The following is a 16,251-nucleotide window of genomic DNA, read 5'->3' as shown; positions in this document are numbered from 1 at the left end:
GGCTGGACCGCGTGCGCACGGGCACGCGGGCGTCGTTCCACTGTATCGACGAGGGTTCGCGCCCGGTGAGCGCAAATTGGCAGCGCGTGGGCGCTGGGGAGGCGCGGGTTCGAACCGCGCGGGGTGGCTGGCGATCGACGTGGAAAGCCGGCCGGGGGCAGCAGCCTCGGTCAGCCGCTGAAGTACATGCAGCGGGCGCCGCCGACCAGTTCGTTTTCCTTCGCACTGCCCGATGTAAACAGGCAAAAGCTGGCGCCGAGGTCGCTTTCGAATTCCATCAGGAAGTCCGGTCGGCCGTCGCGATCGAGGTCGCCCGCCCAGATCAGCGACGCGCTGAACGGCGGCGAGCCGCCGCCAAAATCATGCAGGACCGACCGCTTGCCATCGCCTTCGGCAATCGCCGCACCGGATGCCGTGTGATGCAGTGCGTACCGGCGGCCGTGGAAATCGAAGCGCAGCGGGCTGGCGCCGGGCTCGATCGCCCTTCCGTCTTTCGGGAACGCCAGGTTCGCCGCGTCGACCTTGCCCTGCCTGAGCCACTTGCAGCGGAACAGCGCCACGGCTTTTCCGAGGTTTGACTTGATGTCGACGATGTCGCCGCCCGGTTGCGACGGTTCGAACCGGACGCTTGCCGGTGCGAGCGTCCAGCGGTTTCCGACCGGAATCAGCCCGAGCCACCCGCCACCGGGATAATCAGCGGCCTCGCCGACGTCGTCCGGGGCAATTTGGGTCGGTCGCAGCACGAGGCAACGATCGGGCTCGCTTTCTTGCGCGAAGGCCGTCGAGGCCGTCGAAACACCCAGCAAGACAAGCAGCACGGCCAGCAGCGCTTTGACTTTGATATTCATGAATCGGCGATCGCGAAAGGTTCGAAGTCCGGATCGCAATTATCCGATGAATTACAGGAACAGCGCCCCCACCAGTTCCGTGCGGTTCGACACGCCGAGCTTGCGGTACATCCGCATCAGGTGCGTCTTGACGGTCGGCTGGCCGAGCGCGAGATCGCGGGCGATCTCCTTGTTCGAGCGGCCGTCGCGCACGAGGCGCGCGATCTGCTCCTCGCGGTAGGTCAGCCGCTCCTCGCAGCCGATCCGGTGGATCCCGCGCCGCGCGCGCAGCAGCGGGCTCAGCGCGGCTTCGGCCACCGGCTGCAGCCGCACGAGCGCTTCGATCTCGCCGGGCGCGAACCGCGCGGCCGTGCTGTTGCCGGCCACGCCGCCGCGCGTGTCGCCCGCCTCGAAGCGCAGCAGCGAGAACGCACCGACCGTGCGGCCCGCATCGCGCAGCCAGATCTCGACGACGTCGGCCACGTCGTGCCGCCGCAGGAAGCGGGTCCAGTACGCGGACGCGTCGCGCCTTTCGTCAGGCAATTGGGACGCAAGCGTGACGACCGCGCGCTCACCGGCCGCGCAGCGCGACGGATGCAGCGGATCGAGCATCCGGTAGCGCGCGACATAGGTGCGATGCATCGATTCCGGCATCCCGAACAGCTCGAAATCGGCCGGTTCGCCGCTCTGGTCGAGCCGGTAGAACACGATCGCGGACGGGCTCGCGAACGCGTCGAACGCGTCCACGCACGCGCGCAGCGCGCGTGGCCAGTCGGCGGCGGCCGGGTCGGCGGGAACGGATGAGGTCGGCATGGTGGAATCGGCTGGCGGGCGAACTTATTGAAGATCGAAGTTCGGGCCAGCCTACCGGCGCCGAAAAGCGCCGGTGAGCGCAAATCGGCAAATCGTCCCGGCCCGGCCGGTACGGAGGATTCACCCTCCGGCCGGAACGATGCAGGCGCGCGGCCAGGCACGCGCTCGATTCAGCGTGCGTTCGCGGCGAACGTGTCGCAGGCGCTCAGCTCGCCCGACTCCATCCCGCGCCGCAGCCAGTACACGCGCTGGTCGCTGGTGCCGTGCGTGAAGCTCTCCGGCACGACATAGCCCTGCCCTTGCTGCTGCAGCCGGTCGTCGCCGATCGCGGCGGCCGCCTTCAGCCCCTGCTCGAAATCGCCGGGTTCCATCAGCCGCTGGTTCGCGCGCTGCGCGTTGTTCGCCCACACACCGGCGAAGCAGTCGGCCTGCAGCTCCATCCGCACCGACAGCGCGTTCGAGTGCGCCTGGCTCGCCCGCCGGCGCGCGGCGTCGACCTTGTCGGAAATGCCGAGCAGGTTCTGCACGTGATGGCCGACCTCGTGCGCGATCACGTAAGCCTGCGCGAAATCGCCGCCCGCGCCGAAACGCTTGCGCAGTTCGTCGTAGAAACCGAGATCGATGTACACCTTGCGGTCGCCCGGGCAGTAGAACGGCCCCATCGCGGTCTGGCCCGTGCCGCATGCGGTCGGCGTCGAGTTCGTGAACATCACGAGCGTCGGCGGCTGGTACTGCGCGTGCAGCTGGGTATTGAACACGCCCGTCCACGTGCGCTCGATATTGCCGAGCACCTTGCGCGTGAACACCGCGCCCGTGTCGTTCGCCGGCTCGCCCTGCCGCTGCGCGGGCGCGGGCTGCGCCTGCTGCTGGCGGCCCTGCAGCGCCGACGCGCCTTCGAGTATCACGCGCGGGTCGATCCCGAAGAAATACGACGCGGCGAACGCAACCACGATCGTGCCGATGCCGATCGTCGCGCCACGCCCGCCGCCGAACCCGCCGGCGCCGCGGCGATCCTCGACGTTCGTGCTTTCCCTTTCGTCGTCCAGCCTCATAGCCGGCCCTCCCTGTTCTTGTCGATGGTCCGGCACGCGAGCGCGCAACCGGGCGATAGGTTGTCGTGACACGATCCCCGGCCGATGCAACGCCCGCGCACGGGGTGTGCGCTGCTGCCGGGATCGCCGGCCTGCCGCTCCGCTCGCACGACGGAATCGGCCGGCCGATGCGCCGCGCGTCGATGCGCGGCCCGCCCGCGCTATTCTGCCGGGCTTTCGTGACTTATCGCAAAAATGTGGAGGATAGAGCGATTCGGCGCCGGACATCGTCAGCCTTTGCAAAATGGCCCGCTACCGCGCCGGTCGCCCGAATGCCGCCCGCGTTCATCCTTTCGGCTGATACCGGCGCTCGCCGGCGCCGCCTAAAGTGACCGGAAACGACACCTTTCCGGAGCACGACATGACCCACCCGACACCCCGCACGATCGCGATCACCGGCGCGGGCACCGGTATCGGCGCCGCTTGCGCGCGCCGCTTCGCCCGCCGGGGCGACCGCGTCGTGCTGATCGGGCGGCGCCAGGCGCCGCTCGACGCGCTGGCCGCCGAAACGGGCGGCCTCGCGCTGGCCGGCGATGCCGCGAGCACCGCCGACTGGGCCCGCTTCCTGCCGCGGATCGCCGAACGCTTCGGCCGCGTCGATGCGCTCGTCGCGTGCGCGGGCGGCCACGGGCTCGGCCGCGCGGACGAAACCGACGACGCGCAGTGGCGCGACGCGATGCACGCGAACCTCGACACCGCGTTCGTCAGCGCGCGCGCGTGCCTGCCCGACCTGATCGCGCAGCGCGGCAGCATCGTGCTGGTCGCGTCGATCGCCGCGCTCGCGGCCGGGCCCGGCGTGTGCGGCTACACGGTCGGCAAGCACGCGCTGCTCGGGCTCGCCCGGTCGCTCGCACGTGACTACGGGCCGCACGGCGTGCGGGCGAATGCGGTGTGCCCCGGCTGGGTCCGCACGCCGATGGCCGACGCGGAGATGGAACCGCTGATGTCGGCGCACGGCGACACGCTCGACGGCGCGTATGCACGCGTCAGCGCCGACGTGCCGCTGCGGCGCGCGGCCGACCCGGACGAGATCGCGGCAGTGTGCGCGTTCCTCGCGTCGCCGGACGCGTCGTTCGTGACCGGCGCGACGCTCGTTGCCGACGGCGGCGCGATGGTGGTGGACGTGCCGACGCTCGCGTTCGACAAGCTTTGATGCGCATGGGTGTGCCGCTCGCGTGACGTACGCGTCGCGGGCGGCGTTGCGTTCAGGTCCTCCCGTCCTCCAGCGCCTGCCCACGCACGCGCGCCACGTCGCCCGCTTATTTCCCGCCCCCGAAAATCCGCTACCATCGACCGATCCCGCCGCCCCGCCCGGCACTGCCTCACGGTTCGAACGTCGATGAACATCCGGTTTCTTGAAACCTTCGTCTGGCTCGCGAAGCTGGAAAACTTCCGGCTCACGGCCGAAAAACTGCACACCACACAGGCCGCCGTATCGAGCCGCATCGCGTCGCTCGAGGAAGCATTCGACGTCCGCCTGTTCGACCGCAACACGCGCTCGGCCACGCTCACGCCCGCCGGGCGCCGCATGCTCGCGTACGCGGAGCGGATCGTGCGGCTCGACGGCGAAATGCGCCGCGACATCGATGCGGCGAGCGATGCGGGCCTGATCCGGATCGGCGTGATCGAATCGATCGTGCACAGCTGGTTCCCCGCGCTGATGGCGCAATTGCGCGAGCGCTATCCGCGCCTCGACGTCGAGATCACGAGCGACACGACGCTGCACCTGATCCGCCTGCTCAGCACCGACGGCGTCGACCTGATCCTGCAGACCGACCCGGTGCCGGGCCCCGATTTCACGAACCTGCCGTTGTGCGAATTCCCGGTGCGCTGGGCGGCCAGCCCGCGCCTCGGGCTCGGCGGCCAGGCGCTCGACGTCGCGCGCCTCGCGGCATTCCCGATCATCAGCTTCTCGCGCCACTCGGGCCCGCACGCGACGATCGAGCGGCTGTTCGCGGCCGTCGAGCGGCCGGCCAGCATCAACTGCATCACGTCGGTCGCCGCGATGATCCGCCTCGTCGCCGACGGTTTCGGCGTGGCCGCGCTGCCGCCCGCGATCATCGGGCGTGAGCTGCACGAAGGCACGCTCGAACTGCTCGACGTCGAACCCGAATTCCCCGCGCTGCCGCTCGTCGCGACGTATCGCAGCCAGGGCCTGCCGGTGGCCGCGCGCATCGCGGAACTGGCCAGCGAAGTCGCGCGCGCGACGGCCGCCGCCACGCATCACGCAAAGACGACCGCGCCCGACAGCGTGGACAAAACACCCGCCCGTCCCGCGACAAAGACCAAAGCGAAAGCACCGGCAAAAGCGAAACGCACGACGCCATCCGCCCCGCCCGCCACGCCCCCGGCGAAGCGCCGCCCGCGCCGCTCATAAGAAAACCTGTTCACCGCGAATTTGTTTTCTTGTTGGACGGGTGCGGCCCGTCTTCGGGAAACTGCGGTTCCTGACACACCCCGTCACGAGGAACCCCGCGATGACCCGCCTTTCCCTTCCACACGGCCAGCTTTGCGTCTGGACGGATATCGACCCCGCGCACGAAGCCGATTTCAACGCGTGGTACGACCGCGAGCACATGCAGGAGCGTGTCGCGATTCCCGGCTTCACGCACGCGCGGCGCTTTCGTGCGACCGACCGCGGCCCGCGCAAGTACCTCGCGCTGTACGTGACGGACGCGCTCGACGTGTTCCATGGCGGCGCGTACCGGCGCGCGTTCACGCAGCAGACCGCATGGTCGCTCGCGAACTTCGAGCGCATGACGGGCACGCAGCGACGCGTCGGAGAACTGACGATTGAGGCCGGCGACGGTGAAGGCGCGCATCTCGCGCTATTCGTGCTGCCGCCGGATCGCATCGACGTGCCGCACCTGCGCGAGCGCTTCGATGACGTGCTGCACGAACCGGGCATCCACGCCGCGCGGCTCTTTTGCACCGCGCCTGATCTTTCCGCGCCGATCGGCGCCGATGCGGCCGCCCGCCCGGCTGCCGATGCGCTCGTGCTGATCGAAGGCAGCGATGCGGCCGCGACCCGCCGCGTGGCCGCCATGCTCGCCGGGCACGACGACGTGCGCACCTTCGAGATGCTGTGGCGCGCCGCCGCGCCGCCGCGCCGCTGCATATAACGCGCGGCGACGTCGAAACCGAACCCGCTGTCGCCGCATGTTCGGCCTGATCACCCACGCCGACCACGCCGCATGCGCGATGCACACCCGCGCATCGGCCCGGCGTTTCATCCCGTTCCCCGACACGACATGCCCGACACCATGAGCACTCTCGCCCAGCCCGCCGCCCACGCGCCCCGCCGCGTCCGCAACAGCCGACTCGCGACCGCGAGCATGATCGGCACGTCGCTCGAGTGGTACGACTTCACGATCTACAACACGCTCGCCGCGCTCGTCTTCAACCACCTGTTCTTTCCGTCGGTCGATCCGCTGGCCGGCACGATCCTCGCGTTCTCGACCTATGCGGTCGGCTACGTGTCGCGCCCGCTCGGCGGCTTCGTGTTCGGCAATCTCGGCGACCGTATCGGCCGCCGCGCGGTGCTGATGCTCACGCTCGTGCTGATGGGCGTGACGACCGCATTGATGGGCGCGCTGCCGACCTATGCGCAGGCCGGCATCCTGAGCCCGATCCTGCTCGTCGCGCTGCGCTTCGTGCAGGGCGTCGCGCTCGGCGGCGAATGGGCCGGCGCGGTGCTGCTGTCGGTCGAGCACGGCGACCAGAAGCGGCGCGGGCTGTCCGCATCGTGGACGCAGATCGGCCCGTCGTTCGGCACGCTGCTCGGCACCGGCTGCATCGCGCTCGTGACGCTGTCGACCACGTCCGGCGACTTCCTGTCGTGGGGCTGGCGCGTACCGTTCGCGGCCAGCGCGCTGCTCGTCGTGTTCGGCTTCTGGCTGCGGCGCGGCGTCGACGAAACGCCGCAGTTCGAGCAGCTCGCCGAATCGCACGCGACTGCCGAGGTGCCCGTCGCCGACGTGCTGAAGGTCCACTGGAAGCGCCTGCTGATCGCGGGTGGCTCGCGGATCGGCTCGGACGTGCTGTATGCGCTGATCGTCGTGTTCACGCTCACCTACGTAACGACCGTGCTGCACCTGTCGCGCCCCGTCGCCTTGACGGCCGTGATGATCGGCACGGCCTGCAACGCGCTCGCGGTGCCGTGCTTCGGCGCGCTGTCGGACCGCTTCGGCCGCCGGCCCGTGTATCTCGGCGGCGCGCTCGCCGGCATCGTGTGGGCGTTCGTGTTCTTCACGCTGCTCGATTCGGCGCGACCCGGCGCGATCGTCGCGGCCGTCGCGATCGGCCTCGTGATCCACGCGGTGATGTACGGCCCGCAGGGCGCGTTCGTGACCGAACAGTTCCCGACCCGCGTGCGCTATGCGGGCTCGTCGCTCGCGTACACGCTCGCCGGCATCGTCGGCGGCGGCTTCGCGCCGCTCGTGATCGCCGCGCTGTTCCGGCAGACGGGCACGACGACGGCCGTGTCGCTGTATGTCGCCGCCGCGCTCGTCGTCACGTCGATCGCGCTCCTCGTCGCACGCGAAACCGCGCACAAGCCGCTCGCGGATTGAACGTCGCCGCCAGCAAGCCGTTTCATTCCTTCGCACTTCAAACGGATAGCCGTATGCCAACCCTGTCGTTTAATGTCATTCCCCGGAAAGGTGCGCCGGCCACCGTCGACGTCGAAATCGCGCGCGTCGTGATCGCCGGCTGGGCCGGCCGCGATCCGGCCGCAATCCAGGCCCATATCGACGAACTCGCGGCGCTCGGCGTCGCGCCGCCGTCGACCACGCCCTGCTTCTATCGCGTGTCGGCCGCGCTGCTGACGCAGGCGCCCGCGATCGGCGTGCTCGGCGCACGATCGGGCGGCGAGATCGAATGCGTGCTGGTCGACAGCCCGGCCGGCACGCTCGTGACCGTCGGCTCCGATCATACGGATCGTGAGGTCGAAGCGTACGGCGTCGCGGTGTCGAAACAGGTGTGCGCGAAACCGCTCGGCCACGACGCGTGGCTTCACGCGGACGTTGCGGATCACTGGGATGCGATCGAGATGCGTTCGTGGCTGATTTCGCGCGATGGCGAGCGGACGGCGTACCAGCACGGCGCGGTGAGTGGTTTGCTTGCGCCCGAGGTGCTGTGGCAGCGCTTCGATGACGGCCGGACGATGCCCGCGCGCGGCGCGATGTATGGCGGCACGGTCGCCGTGCATGGCCCGATCGCGGCAATGGGTGACGGCGAGGCGTTCGAGATGGAGCTGCACGATCCGGTGCTGGGGCGCAGCCTTCGGCACCGCTACGCCGTGGAAGTGTTACCGGTCGTGGCATAACGGGCAACGAGGCGCGGCAGATGGGCTCGCCAGCGTTCTGTCGCCGCGCCGGCTCCCGCTAATACGCCTAAAAGCAGTGATAATCGGGAAAGTTGAGCTGCGAGTTGCCGCAATACAGCACACCAGCCAGGTTGGTACACCCGCTCAATGCAAGCATCATTGCGCCCGCAACCGACACTTTCCATCCGAAATGCAACATTGCGCCCCCGTTTCCGCCTGATCGACATGAGCCGACATGATGCGCATCGGACGTGCCCGGGTATGTGGAGAATTGTTGTGCCGCAGGTGCTGCGGTTCGCCATCGTGCCCGCCCGTGCCGGAGCATGGACCCAGGCACGAGCCGTTGCTCACTTGAGACACCCGAGGCCCACCAGCGTCGCTTCCACCGCCGTGTCGAGCGGCGTCACCGGCTCACGGCCGAGCACCGCGGTCACCCGCGTGTTGTCGAGCCGGATCGGCTCGCGCCACAGGTAGCGCATCTCGAGCAATTCGCGCAGCGTCGTGACGAACGGCGCCGCCGCCCACACGAACCACCACGGGAACTTGCGCACCGTCGGCCGCAACCCGTGCCGCTGCGCGACGCGGCGCACGGCCTCCGCCATCTGCGTGCCATCCGCATCCCAATGCCCGCCGAGATGAAAGCGCGCGAACGGTTCCAGCGTGTCGCGCCGCTCGATCAGCTCGACCATCGCGCGCGCGGCGTCCGGCACGTACGACCATTGGTGCCCGATGCCATCCCGCCCCGGCACGCTGATCGACGCAACCGGCTGCCCGGCCTTGACGAGCCCCGCCGCGAACCAGCTGTTGCCGGTGAGCTTCGGCCCGAAGAAATCGCCGGCCCGCACGATGATCGTGCGGACGCCCTGCCCGGCCGCCTCCTGCAGCCGGCGCTCCAGCTCGACGCGAATCGCGCCCTTGCGCGTCGACGGATGCTGCGGCGCATCTTCGACCAGCACCGGAAACGCATCGGCGCCGTAGTTGTAGACGGTGCCCGGCAACACGACGGTGGCCCGCTCCGCCTTTGCCGCCGCGATCGTGTTGTCGATCATCGGCAGCACCTGCCCGGCCCAGTTCCGGTAGCCCGGCGGATTCACCGCATGCACGATCACGCCGCAGCCGCGCGCGGCGCGGACGACCGCGTCGCGATCCATCGCGTCACCGCGCATCCAGGTGATGCCGTCGCGCTCCACGACTTCGGCATCGAGCCCGCGCTTCAACCCGCGCACTTGCCAGCCCGCATCGCGCAACTGCCGCGCGACTTCCCCGCCAATCCCGCCGCTCGCGCCGAGCACGAGTGCCTGTCGTTGCGTCCCGCCTGCGTGGGTCGTCATTGCCGCTCTCCTTGAATGAATGTCCGTGATGGCAAGCATTCTGGCGCGGCTTCGGCTATCAAGGAATTGCCGAACCTGATGGATCAGCTATACATTTATGCATGACCACCGATCTGAACTGGGAACGCTACCGCACCTTTCTCGCCGTGCTGACGGAAGGCTCGCTGTCGGGCGCGGCACGCGCCCTCGGCATTACGCAGCCGACGGCCGGCCGCCACGTCGCGGCGCTGGAGGCCGCGTTCGGCCAGACGCTGTTCACGCGCTCGCCGTCCGGCCTGCTGCCGACCGAGGCGGCGCTCGCGCTGCGCGGCCATGCAGAGGCGCTACGCAGCGCGGCGGCCGCGTTCGAGCGCGCGGCCGCGAGCCACGGCGCCGGCGTGCGCGGCATCGTGCGGATCTCGGCCAGCGACGTGATCGCCGTCGAAGTGCTGCCGCCGATGCTCGCGCAATTGCGGCGCAACCACCCGGGGCTCGTCATCGAACTGGTGCCGACCGACCGCCTCCAGGACGTGCTCAAGCGCGAGGCCGACATCGCGGTCCGGATGGCGCCGCCCACGCAGGAGGCGCTGGTTGCGCGGCGTATCGGCGCGGTCGATGTCGGGCTGTATGCGCGCGACGATTACCTGGCGCACAACGGCGTGCCCGAGACGACCGACGCACTCGCGCATCACGCGCTGATCGGCTTCGATACGGTCACGCCGTTCATCCGCTCGATGGGCCGCAGCATGCCGCTGTGGAAGCGCGATGCGTTCTCGCTGCGCACCGACAGCAACCTCGCCCAGCTCGCGATGATCCGCGCCGGCTACGGGATCGGCTTCTGCCAGAGCGGGCTCGCGAAACGTGACGCGCGGCTCGTGCGGGTGCTGCCGGACACGCTCGCGATGCAGCTGGAAACCTGGGTCGTGATGCACGAGGACCTGCGGTCGAGCCCGCGCTGCCGCGCGGTGTTCGATGCGCTGGCCGACGGGCTGCATGCGTATGTGAGCGGCGAAATCGTCGAATAAACGGTTCGCGGCGACGGCACGGACGAAGTGAACGCAGCGCCCGCGCGGCGCTATTCGTAGATTTTCCCGGCGAACAGGATGTCCGCCATGCGCCGCCACGGATTGTCGGGCACGTCGTAGAAACGCAGCCCTTCTTCCGACGCCTCGGCCCAGTCGACCATCGCGTCCAGGTACTCGCCGATCGAGCGGTTTTCCCAGCCGAGCGCGGCGCGGGCGTACGGCGACGGCGGCACGTCGGCCTCGAGCTGGCGCTCCGTGTTCCAGTCGTGGCCGAGCACGCGCAGAAACTGGATCAGTGAGCGTTCGTCGACCACGCGCTCCAGCGCATCCTGCAGCTTCGCGTCCATCTGGCGTTGCAGTTCGTCGTTCATTTTTATGTTCCTTCGCGCGCCTCTCAGGGACGCGCCGCCGCCAGTCGTGCGGCCCGGTTTCACATCAGCAATTGCCGCGACAGCACCTCGCGCGCCTGCGTGACGGCTTCGCGTTCGCCGGGCATCGGCGGCGTCAGCGAAAACACCGCATCGGGCAGCGGCGGCAGCCGGTATTTCGCGCCGAGCCGCATCATGCCGTCGCCGATCGCCGACGCGCACAGGCAGCCCACCCCGAGCCCCGCCGCCAGCATCGACTGCAGCCCGGCCACGCCCGACGCGCTGTGCACGAGCCGGTACGGCATGTGCTGCTCGTCGAGCGAGCGCACCGCGACCTGATGCATCATGCAGTCGTCCGGCAGCAGCACGAGCGGCAGCGGCTCGGGCAACTGCTCGGCGAGCGCGGGCGATGCGACCCACGACAGCGGCTCGCGCCGCAGCACCCAGCGCGTATCGGCCGACGCCGGCCGGAACGGCCCGCTCGACAGGTTCATCACCACGCCGAGATCGACCTGCCCGCGCGCATGCGCGGCCTCGATATCGGCACTCTTCATCGCGCTGACGTGCAGGCTCAGTTGCGGGTAGCACTCCCGCAGCCGCGCGAGCAGGCCCGCGACTTCGTTGGTCCGGTAATAATCGGTGATCGCGACGCGCAGCTCGCCCTTGATCGCCTGCCCGCGCACTTCGTCGAACGCGGCCTCGTTCAGCGCGACGATGCGCCGCGCATGCTGCAGCAGCCGCGAGCCGGCCGGCGTCGGCTCGACCCCGCGCTTGCTGCGCACGAACAGCGGCACGCCGGCGCGCGATTCGAGCTTGCGCACCTGCTCGCTGACCGTCGACTGCGACAGGTGCAGCAGCGGCGCGGCGGCCGTCAGGCTGCCGGCATCCGCGACCGCCGCGAAAGTACGCAACTGATCCAGGTCGAAACCGCGCATCGCCATTCCCCATCCATCGATTAACCCGATGGATGCTACCACCAATTCCCGCTTTTCCGATTCATCGTCACCACCCAGAATGGGGGTCAATCGCCCGCCCACGGCCGAACCGGCGCCTCTGTCGCCGCATCCGGCGTGAACATGGCACTCATTCTTTCGGACTTGCTTCCATGACGAACGACACCCTTGCCCCCTGCGTGCCGGCCGGCACGGCCGCCGCGGCGACGCCGCGCAGCCACCACGGCTGGGCGCTGGTGGTCCTGCTGGTTGGCGCGATTTTGCCGCCGCTCGACTACTTCATTGTGAATCTCGCGCTGCCGGCCATCCGCGACGGCATCGGCGCGCGCCCGGCCGAGCTGCAGCTGGTCGTATCGGCGTACGCTTGCGCGAACGCCGTCGTGCAGATCACCGGCGGCCGGCTCGGCGACCTGTACGGCCGCAAGCGGATGTTCATGATCGGGATGGCCGGCTTCGTCGTCGCGTCGACGCTGTGCGGGCTCGCCGGCAGCGGCGCGGTGCTGGTCGGCGGCCGCGTGCTGCAGGGCCTGTTCGCCGCGATCCTCGCGCCGCAAGTGCTCGCGACGATCCGCAGCGTGTTCACCCCGCAGGAGCAGGTGCGCGTGATGGGCTTCTACGGTTTCGTGTTCGGCCTCGCGGCCGTGATCGGCCAGCTCGGCGGCGGCGCGTTGATCAGCCTGCATCCGTTCGGGCTCGGCTGGCGCGCGATCTTCCTCGTCAACCTGCCGATCGGCATCCTGGCGCTGATCGGCAGCTGGCGCTTCATCCCGGAAAGCCGCCCGCCGAAAGGCCAGCGCATCGACGTGCCGGGCATGGTGCTGCTGTCGCTGTTCCTGCTGATGCTCGTCTATCCGCTCACGCACGGGCGCGAGGCCGGCTGGCCGCTGTGGATGGTCGCGTGCCTCGTCGGCGCGCTGCCGATGCTCGGCGCGCTGCTGGCGGTCGAGGCGCGCCGTCTCGCGGGCGGCCATGATCCGCTGCTCGACGTGCGCCTGTTCCGCAATCCCGTCGTCGCCCTCGGGCTCGTACTGGCGTTCCTGTTCTACACGCTGAGCGCGTTCTTCCTGAGCTACGGGATCTACCTGCAGGGCTGCCTGAACTGGTCGCCGCTCGCGTCCGGGCTCGCGATCCTGCCGCTCGGGCTCGGTTTCCTGTCGAGCCCGCTGCTGATGCCGCGACTCGTCGGCCGGTTCGGCGGCTATCGCGTGCTCACGCTCGGTTTCGCGATGCTCGCGGCCGGCGTCGCGACGGCCGCCGCGCTGGCGGGTGCAGCCGCGCCGGGCGCCGGCTTCTACGTGGGGATCGCGGCGATCGGGATCGGCCAGGGCCTCGTGCTGCCGTCGGTCGTGCGGATCGTGCTCGCGGAAGTCGACACGGCGCGCGCGGGTGTCGCCTCCGGCATGGTCACCGCGATGCTGCAGATCGGCGCGGCTGTCGGCGCGGCCACGCTCGGCGGCGTGTTCTTCGCCCGGCTCGGCGCGCATCCGGCCGCGCTCGATTACGTGCAGGGCTTCAGGACGTCGATGTTCGCGCTGACGGCCGTCCTGCTCGTATGCATTGTGCTGTCGGCGATGCTCGGGCCGCTGCATCGGCGGCTGCATGCAGGCGGGTAAGCGGGACGGGAAGCGTTGCGACGGCAGGGTCTGATGCGGAAGCGGTGCCGATGCAGGTGCGGCCGCTCGCCGGTCTCGGGCATCACGCGTGATGCTTGCGTTGCGCCTGGCGCGCTTCCCATTCGGCCAGCTCGACGCGATACCGCGCGAGTGCTTCGTCGTAGAGATCGAAGACGCACGGCGAGCAACCGCTGTTGCAGCAGTCTTCGAGTTCGGGCTGGATGGGCGGGGTCGGACGGGGATCGTCGACGGACGGATCCGGAGAGGCAGTGTTGGGCACGGCGAAAATCGAATGAATGGACGCGCTCAGTATAAGCGGATGCCGCCCGATATGCGTGCCGCGCGGGCCATGCCACGCGGCGTCATATCCCCAATATCGTCACCTGATCGTGGCGAATCCGGACCTCGCGTGTCCATGCATCGATTTCGGCAATCACTTCCGCAAGCGCGGCGCAACTCGCGTCCAGACGGTCGATGAAATCCTGCCGCGAATCGCGGAACACGAAGCCGAGCCGGTCGAGTGCCGCCGTTCGCTGCGTGGCGTCGCCCAGCATGCTGCGCGTATCGTCCAGTTCGTCAATGATCCGAAGCCAGTCCGGCATGCCGATGCCATTGAACGCGTAATGATCGTAGTCCGGGATCTGCCGCGAGATCGCCGCTTCGAGCAGGCCGAAGACTTCCTCCCTGAAAAACAGCGATCCCTCGTTCCAGCACTTGCGCGCATACGGCCCGCGCATGAGCTCGATGTAGGCGGTGTCCTCGATTTCCGCGAGATCCCTGATGATCCGGATGTCGTCCATGGGGTGTCGTCGTTGCCGCCGTGGCGTCGCTCACGCTTCGCCGGGCGCTGATCCATAATGGCGCGATTGTCGGCGAACCCGGCGACGCTGTCGATGTCTCGCTTCCATCGCGTTCCGGCCGACGCACGGCCCGAACCCACCGCGACGCTCGCCGCCGCATCCTCGTCATCGCCCCACAGGAGCCGCACGATGGCCGAAGCAGTGAATCCGCCGGAAGTCTGGGCGCCGTTCGGCGCGTTCTCGATGGCCGTGATCCAGGGCGATGGCCGGATCGTGCACCTGAAGGGGCAAGTGTCGCTCGACCGCGACGGCCGGGTGGTCGGCCACGGCGACATGCGCATGCAGGTACGCCAGACGCTCGACAACATCCGCGCCGTGCTCGCCACGATGGGCGGACAGATGCAGGACGTGATCTCGCTCGTTCACTACGCGACCGACATCGATGCCTTCATGCAGGCCGGCGACATCCGCAAGACCTACTTCGCCGAGCCCTATCCCGTGACGACGACCGTCCAGGTCGAGCGTCTCTACCATCCCGATCTGCTGATCGAGATCACCGCTGTTGCAGAGATTCCGCTGGCGCGTTTTCGACGGCCTGCATCGCGCGCGTGAAGCGGCGATGTGGCGATATGGCGATGTGCCATATGACGCGCCGGTCGTGAAGTTCCCGACCGGCGCGCCTGCCCACACCTCGCGCGCTTACTTCACCTGCGCGCCCGGCTTCGCGGCACCCGCCGCCGCCTTGTCGGCCAGCGGCTGCCACGCGGCACCGAGCGAATACCAGTCGACGCGGCGCGTGAGCGTCATGATGCCGGCGAGGATCGCGAACAGCAGCAGCGAACCGAGCATCAGCGCGTTGTCTTCCGACAGCAGCAACCCGTAGAGCGCCGCGTACAGCACCGCGAGCAGCACCGCGAACACCGCCCCGCGCTTCACGCTGTGCAGCACGAACGACAGGTAGAAGGCGAGCAACCCGATACATGCACCGCTCGCCGCGAGATACGCATACGCGAACTTGATGTGTTCGGACAGGCTCAGCAGCAACAGGAAGAACAGCGCGAGCGACAGGCCGACCAGCGTGTACTGGATCGGGTGAATGCGCAGCCGCTTCACGAGCTCGTACATGAAGAAGCTCGCGAACGTGAGCATCACGAACAGCGCGCCGTACTTCGTCGCACGTTCGGCCTGCAGATAGACGTTCACGGGTTCGATCACCGACACCGACGCCATTTCGATCGCGCCTTCCCCGTCGCCCGAGATGATCTGCTCACGCGCCTTCGTGTTGAACGACGTCACGCGCCAGTTGCCGGTGAAGCCGCGCGCATCGACCGTGCGGTTGTTCGGCAGGAATGCGCCGTCGAAACTCGGATGCGGCCACGTCGATTTCAGCGAGAAATCGTTCTGGTCGCCCACCGGTGCGAACGCGACGGAATCCGCCCCGCGCAACGGCAGGTCGACGCTGAACGGCACGACCGCCCCTGCGTTTGCGTCCGCCAGCGCCGCGAGATCGACGTTCGCGTGCACGCCCTGGCGCAGGCTGTCCAGCCGCGTGCCCTGCTCGACGTCGAAGCGCGTGCCGCCGATGCGCAAGTCGGGCTGCGCGGTCAGCCCGCGAATGTCGCCGATGCCGATCGACACATAGGCATCGTCGATCTTGAAGCTCACGTGGCCGTCCGCCTGCGGCAGCTTCTTCAGGTCCGGCAACGCCAGCGTGCCGGTCATCCGGCTCGCCAGCTCGTACACCAGCGCCTTGTGAATGCCGCGATACCGGACGCTGGTCGTCAGCGTGCCGTCGACGTTCAGCGTCTTCGGAAACACGAGCAGGCGCTTCGTCTCGCTGCGCAGGCTCGTCTTCGTCGCGCCGCCGGCCGGCGAATCGTCGCGCACCCGCGTGACTTCCGTGTAGTGCACGACGAGCACGGGGCCCGCCACCGTCTGCGGCCCCGCATAGCTCGACCAGATGCTCTGCAGCGCATCCCGGCGATACGCGGCACGTTCATGCACGATGCTTTGCACCATCTGCAGCGGGATCAGGATCAGCAGCGCGAGAAACGCGGTGATCGCGAATTTGAACAACAGGACTCGATTCATGGCCGACAGGTACCGGAGTAAAAGGGTACGGTCA

At 68.8% G+C, this 16,251-nt stretch carries 17 protein-coding genes; 8 read left to right on the top strand and 9 right to left on the bottom strand.

The genetic code is table 11. The features are described from left to right. Window positions 1-170: 170 nt before the first annotated feature. The 3 genes from CFB45_RS20445 to ypfJ all read right to left on the bottom strand — a co-directional run bounded on the left by CFB45_RS20445 (window position 171) and on the right by ypfJ (window position 2,692). Window positions 171-848 carry a hypothetical protein gene (locus CFB45_RS20445; protein WP_089427099.1) on the bottom strand — a complete coding sequence of 226 codons (678 nt, stop codon included), beginning with the start codon at window positions 846-848 and terminating at the stop codon, window positions 171-173. A 51-nt stretch (window positions 849-899) separates the two neighbouring features. Then, window positions 900-1,640: a helix-turn-helix transcriptional regulator gene (locus tag CFB45_RS20440; RefSeq protein WP_089427098.1), complete on the bottom strand. Its 741-nt coding sequence runs from the start codon at window positions 1,638-1,640 to the stop codon at window positions 900-902. Between the two features lie 170 nt (window positions 1,641-1,810). Beyond that, entirely contained in the window at window positions 1,811-2,692 is an 882-nt protein-coding gene (gene ypfJ / locus CFB45_RS20435; protein ID WP_089427097.1) for a KPN_02809 family neutral zinc metallopeptidase, read from the bottom strand. 400 nt (window positions 2,693-3,092) lie between these two features. On the opposite strand from ypfJ, the gene CFB45_RS20430 reads away from it, so the two are divergent. From CFB45_RS20430 to CFB45_RS20410, 5 genes are all read left to right on the top strand, one after another. After that, the gene (locus CFB45_RS20430) at window positions 3,093-3,884 is read left to right on the top strand and encodes an SDR family NAD(P)-dependent oxidoreductase (RefSeq protein ID WP_069252998.1); all 792 of its coding nucleotides are present in this window, start codon (window positions 3,093-3,095) and stop codon (window positions 3,882-3,884) included. A gap of 186 nt (window positions 3,885-4,070) precedes the next feature. Then, the gene (locus CFB45_RS20425) at window positions 4,071-5,108 is read left to right on the top strand and encodes a LysR family transcriptional regulator (protein ID WP_089427096.1); all 1,038 of its coding nucleotides are present in this window, start codon (window positions 4,071-4,073) and stop codon (window positions 5,106-5,108) included. Window positions 5,109-5,208: 100 nt separating this feature from the next. Continuing rightward, on the top strand, window positions 5,209-5,853 hold the full coding sequence (locus tag CFB45_RS20420) for a DUF4286 family protein (protein ID WP_089427095.1): 645 nt from the start codon (window positions 5,209-5,211) through the stop codon (window positions 5,851-5,853). Window positions 5,854-5,982: 129 nt separating this feature from the next. Next, window positions 5,983-7,302, top strand: coding sequence for an MFS transporter (locus CFB45_RS20415; RefSeq protein ID WP_089427094.1), 1,320 nt, complete (start codon window positions 5,983-5,985; stop codon window positions 7,300-7,302). A gap of 53 nt (window positions 7,303-7,355) precedes the next feature. Next, window positions 7,356-8,057: a DUF2848 domain-containing protein gene (locus tag CFB45_RS20410; protein ID WP_089427093.1), complete on the top strand. Its 702-nt coding sequence runs from the start codon at window positions 7,356-7,358 to the stop codon at window positions 8,055-8,057. Between the two features lie 347 nt (window positions 8,058-8,404). Here the strand turns inward: CFB45_RS20410 and CFB45_RS20405 are convergent, their stop codons facing one another. Further along, entirely contained in the window at window positions 8,405-9,388 is a 984-nt protein-coding gene (locus CFB45_RS20405) for an NAD-dependent epimerase/dehydratase family protein (protein WP_089427092.1), read from the bottom strand. A gap of 101 nt (window positions 9,389-9,489) precedes the next feature. Here CFB45_RS20405 and CFB45_RS20400 point away from each other — a divergent pair, with 101 nt between their 5' ends. Beyond that, window positions 9,490-10,392 (top strand): LysR family transcriptional regulator, encoded by a 903-nt coding sequence (locus CFB45_RS20400; protein ID WP_089427091.1) that lies wholly within the window; start codon window positions 9,490-9,492, stop codon window positions 10,390-10,392. 50 nt (window positions 10,393-10,442) lie between these two features. On the opposite strand, the gene CFB45_RS20395 is transcribed toward CFB45_RS20400, so the two are convergent. After that, on the bottom strand, window positions 10,443-10,763 hold the full coding sequence (locus CFB45_RS20395; protein WP_089427090.1) for a DUF7660 family protein: 321 nt from the start codon (window positions 10,761-10,763) through the stop codon (window positions 10,443-10,445). A gap of 59 nt (window positions 10,764-10,822) precedes the next feature. Next, window positions 10,823-11,695, bottom strand: a complete 873-nt coding sequence (locus CFB45_RS20390; RefSeq protein ID WP_089429065.1) for a LysR family transcriptional regulator — start codon at window positions 11,693-11,695, stop codon at window positions 10,823-10,825. 170 nt (window positions 11,696-11,865) lie between these two features. On the opposite strand from CFB45_RS20390, the gene CFB45_RS20385 reads away from it, so the two are divergent. Then, window positions 11,866-13,326, top strand: a complete 1,461-nt coding sequence (locus CFB45_RS20385; RefSeq protein ID WP_089427089.1) for an MFS transporter — start codon at window positions 11,866-11,868, stop codon at window positions 13,324-13,326. An 82-nt stretch (window positions 13,327-13,408) separates the two neighbouring features. On the opposite strand, the gene CFB45_RS20380 is transcribed toward CFB45_RS20385, so the two are convergent. Beyond that, entirely contained in the window at window positions 13,409-13,606 is a 198-nt protein-coding gene (locus CFB45_RS20380; RefSeq protein WP_069252077.1) for an oxidoreductase-like domain-containing protein, read from the bottom strand. Between the two features lie 82 nt (window positions 13,607-13,688). Then, window positions 13,689-14,126: a hypothetical protein gene (locus tag CFB45_RS20375; RefSeq protein WP_256978291.1), complete on the bottom strand. Its 438-nt coding sequence runs from the start codon at window positions 14,124-14,126 to the stop codon at window positions 13,689-13,691. Between the two features lie 189 nt (window positions 14,127-14,315). Between CFB45_RS20375 and CFB45_RS20370 the strand changes: the two genes are divergently transcribed. Then, complete coding sequence (locus tag CFB45_RS20370) at window positions 14,316-14,738, top strand: RidA family protein (RefSeq protein WP_089429063.1); 423 nt, start codon at window positions 14,316-14,318, stop codon at window positions 14,736-14,738. A gap of 87 nt (window positions 14,739-14,825) precedes the next feature. On the opposite strand, the gene creD is transcribed toward CFB45_RS20370, so the two are convergent. Further along, entirely contained in the window at window positions 14,826-16,217 is a 1,392-nt protein-coding gene (creD, locus tag CFB45_RS20365; RefSeq protein ID WP_089427088.1) for a cell envelope integrity protein CreD, read from the bottom strand. Window positions 16,218-16,251 lie beyond the last annotated feature (34 nt).

It is taken from the genome of Burkholderia sp. HI2500 (assembly GCF_002223055.1).
GTDB lineage: Bacteria > Pseudomonadota > Gammaproteobacteria > Burkholderiales > Burkholderiaceae > Burkholderia.
The sequence above is the reverse complement of the archived record's forward strand: the minus strand, read 5'-3'. Positions and strand labels throughout refer to the sequence as shown.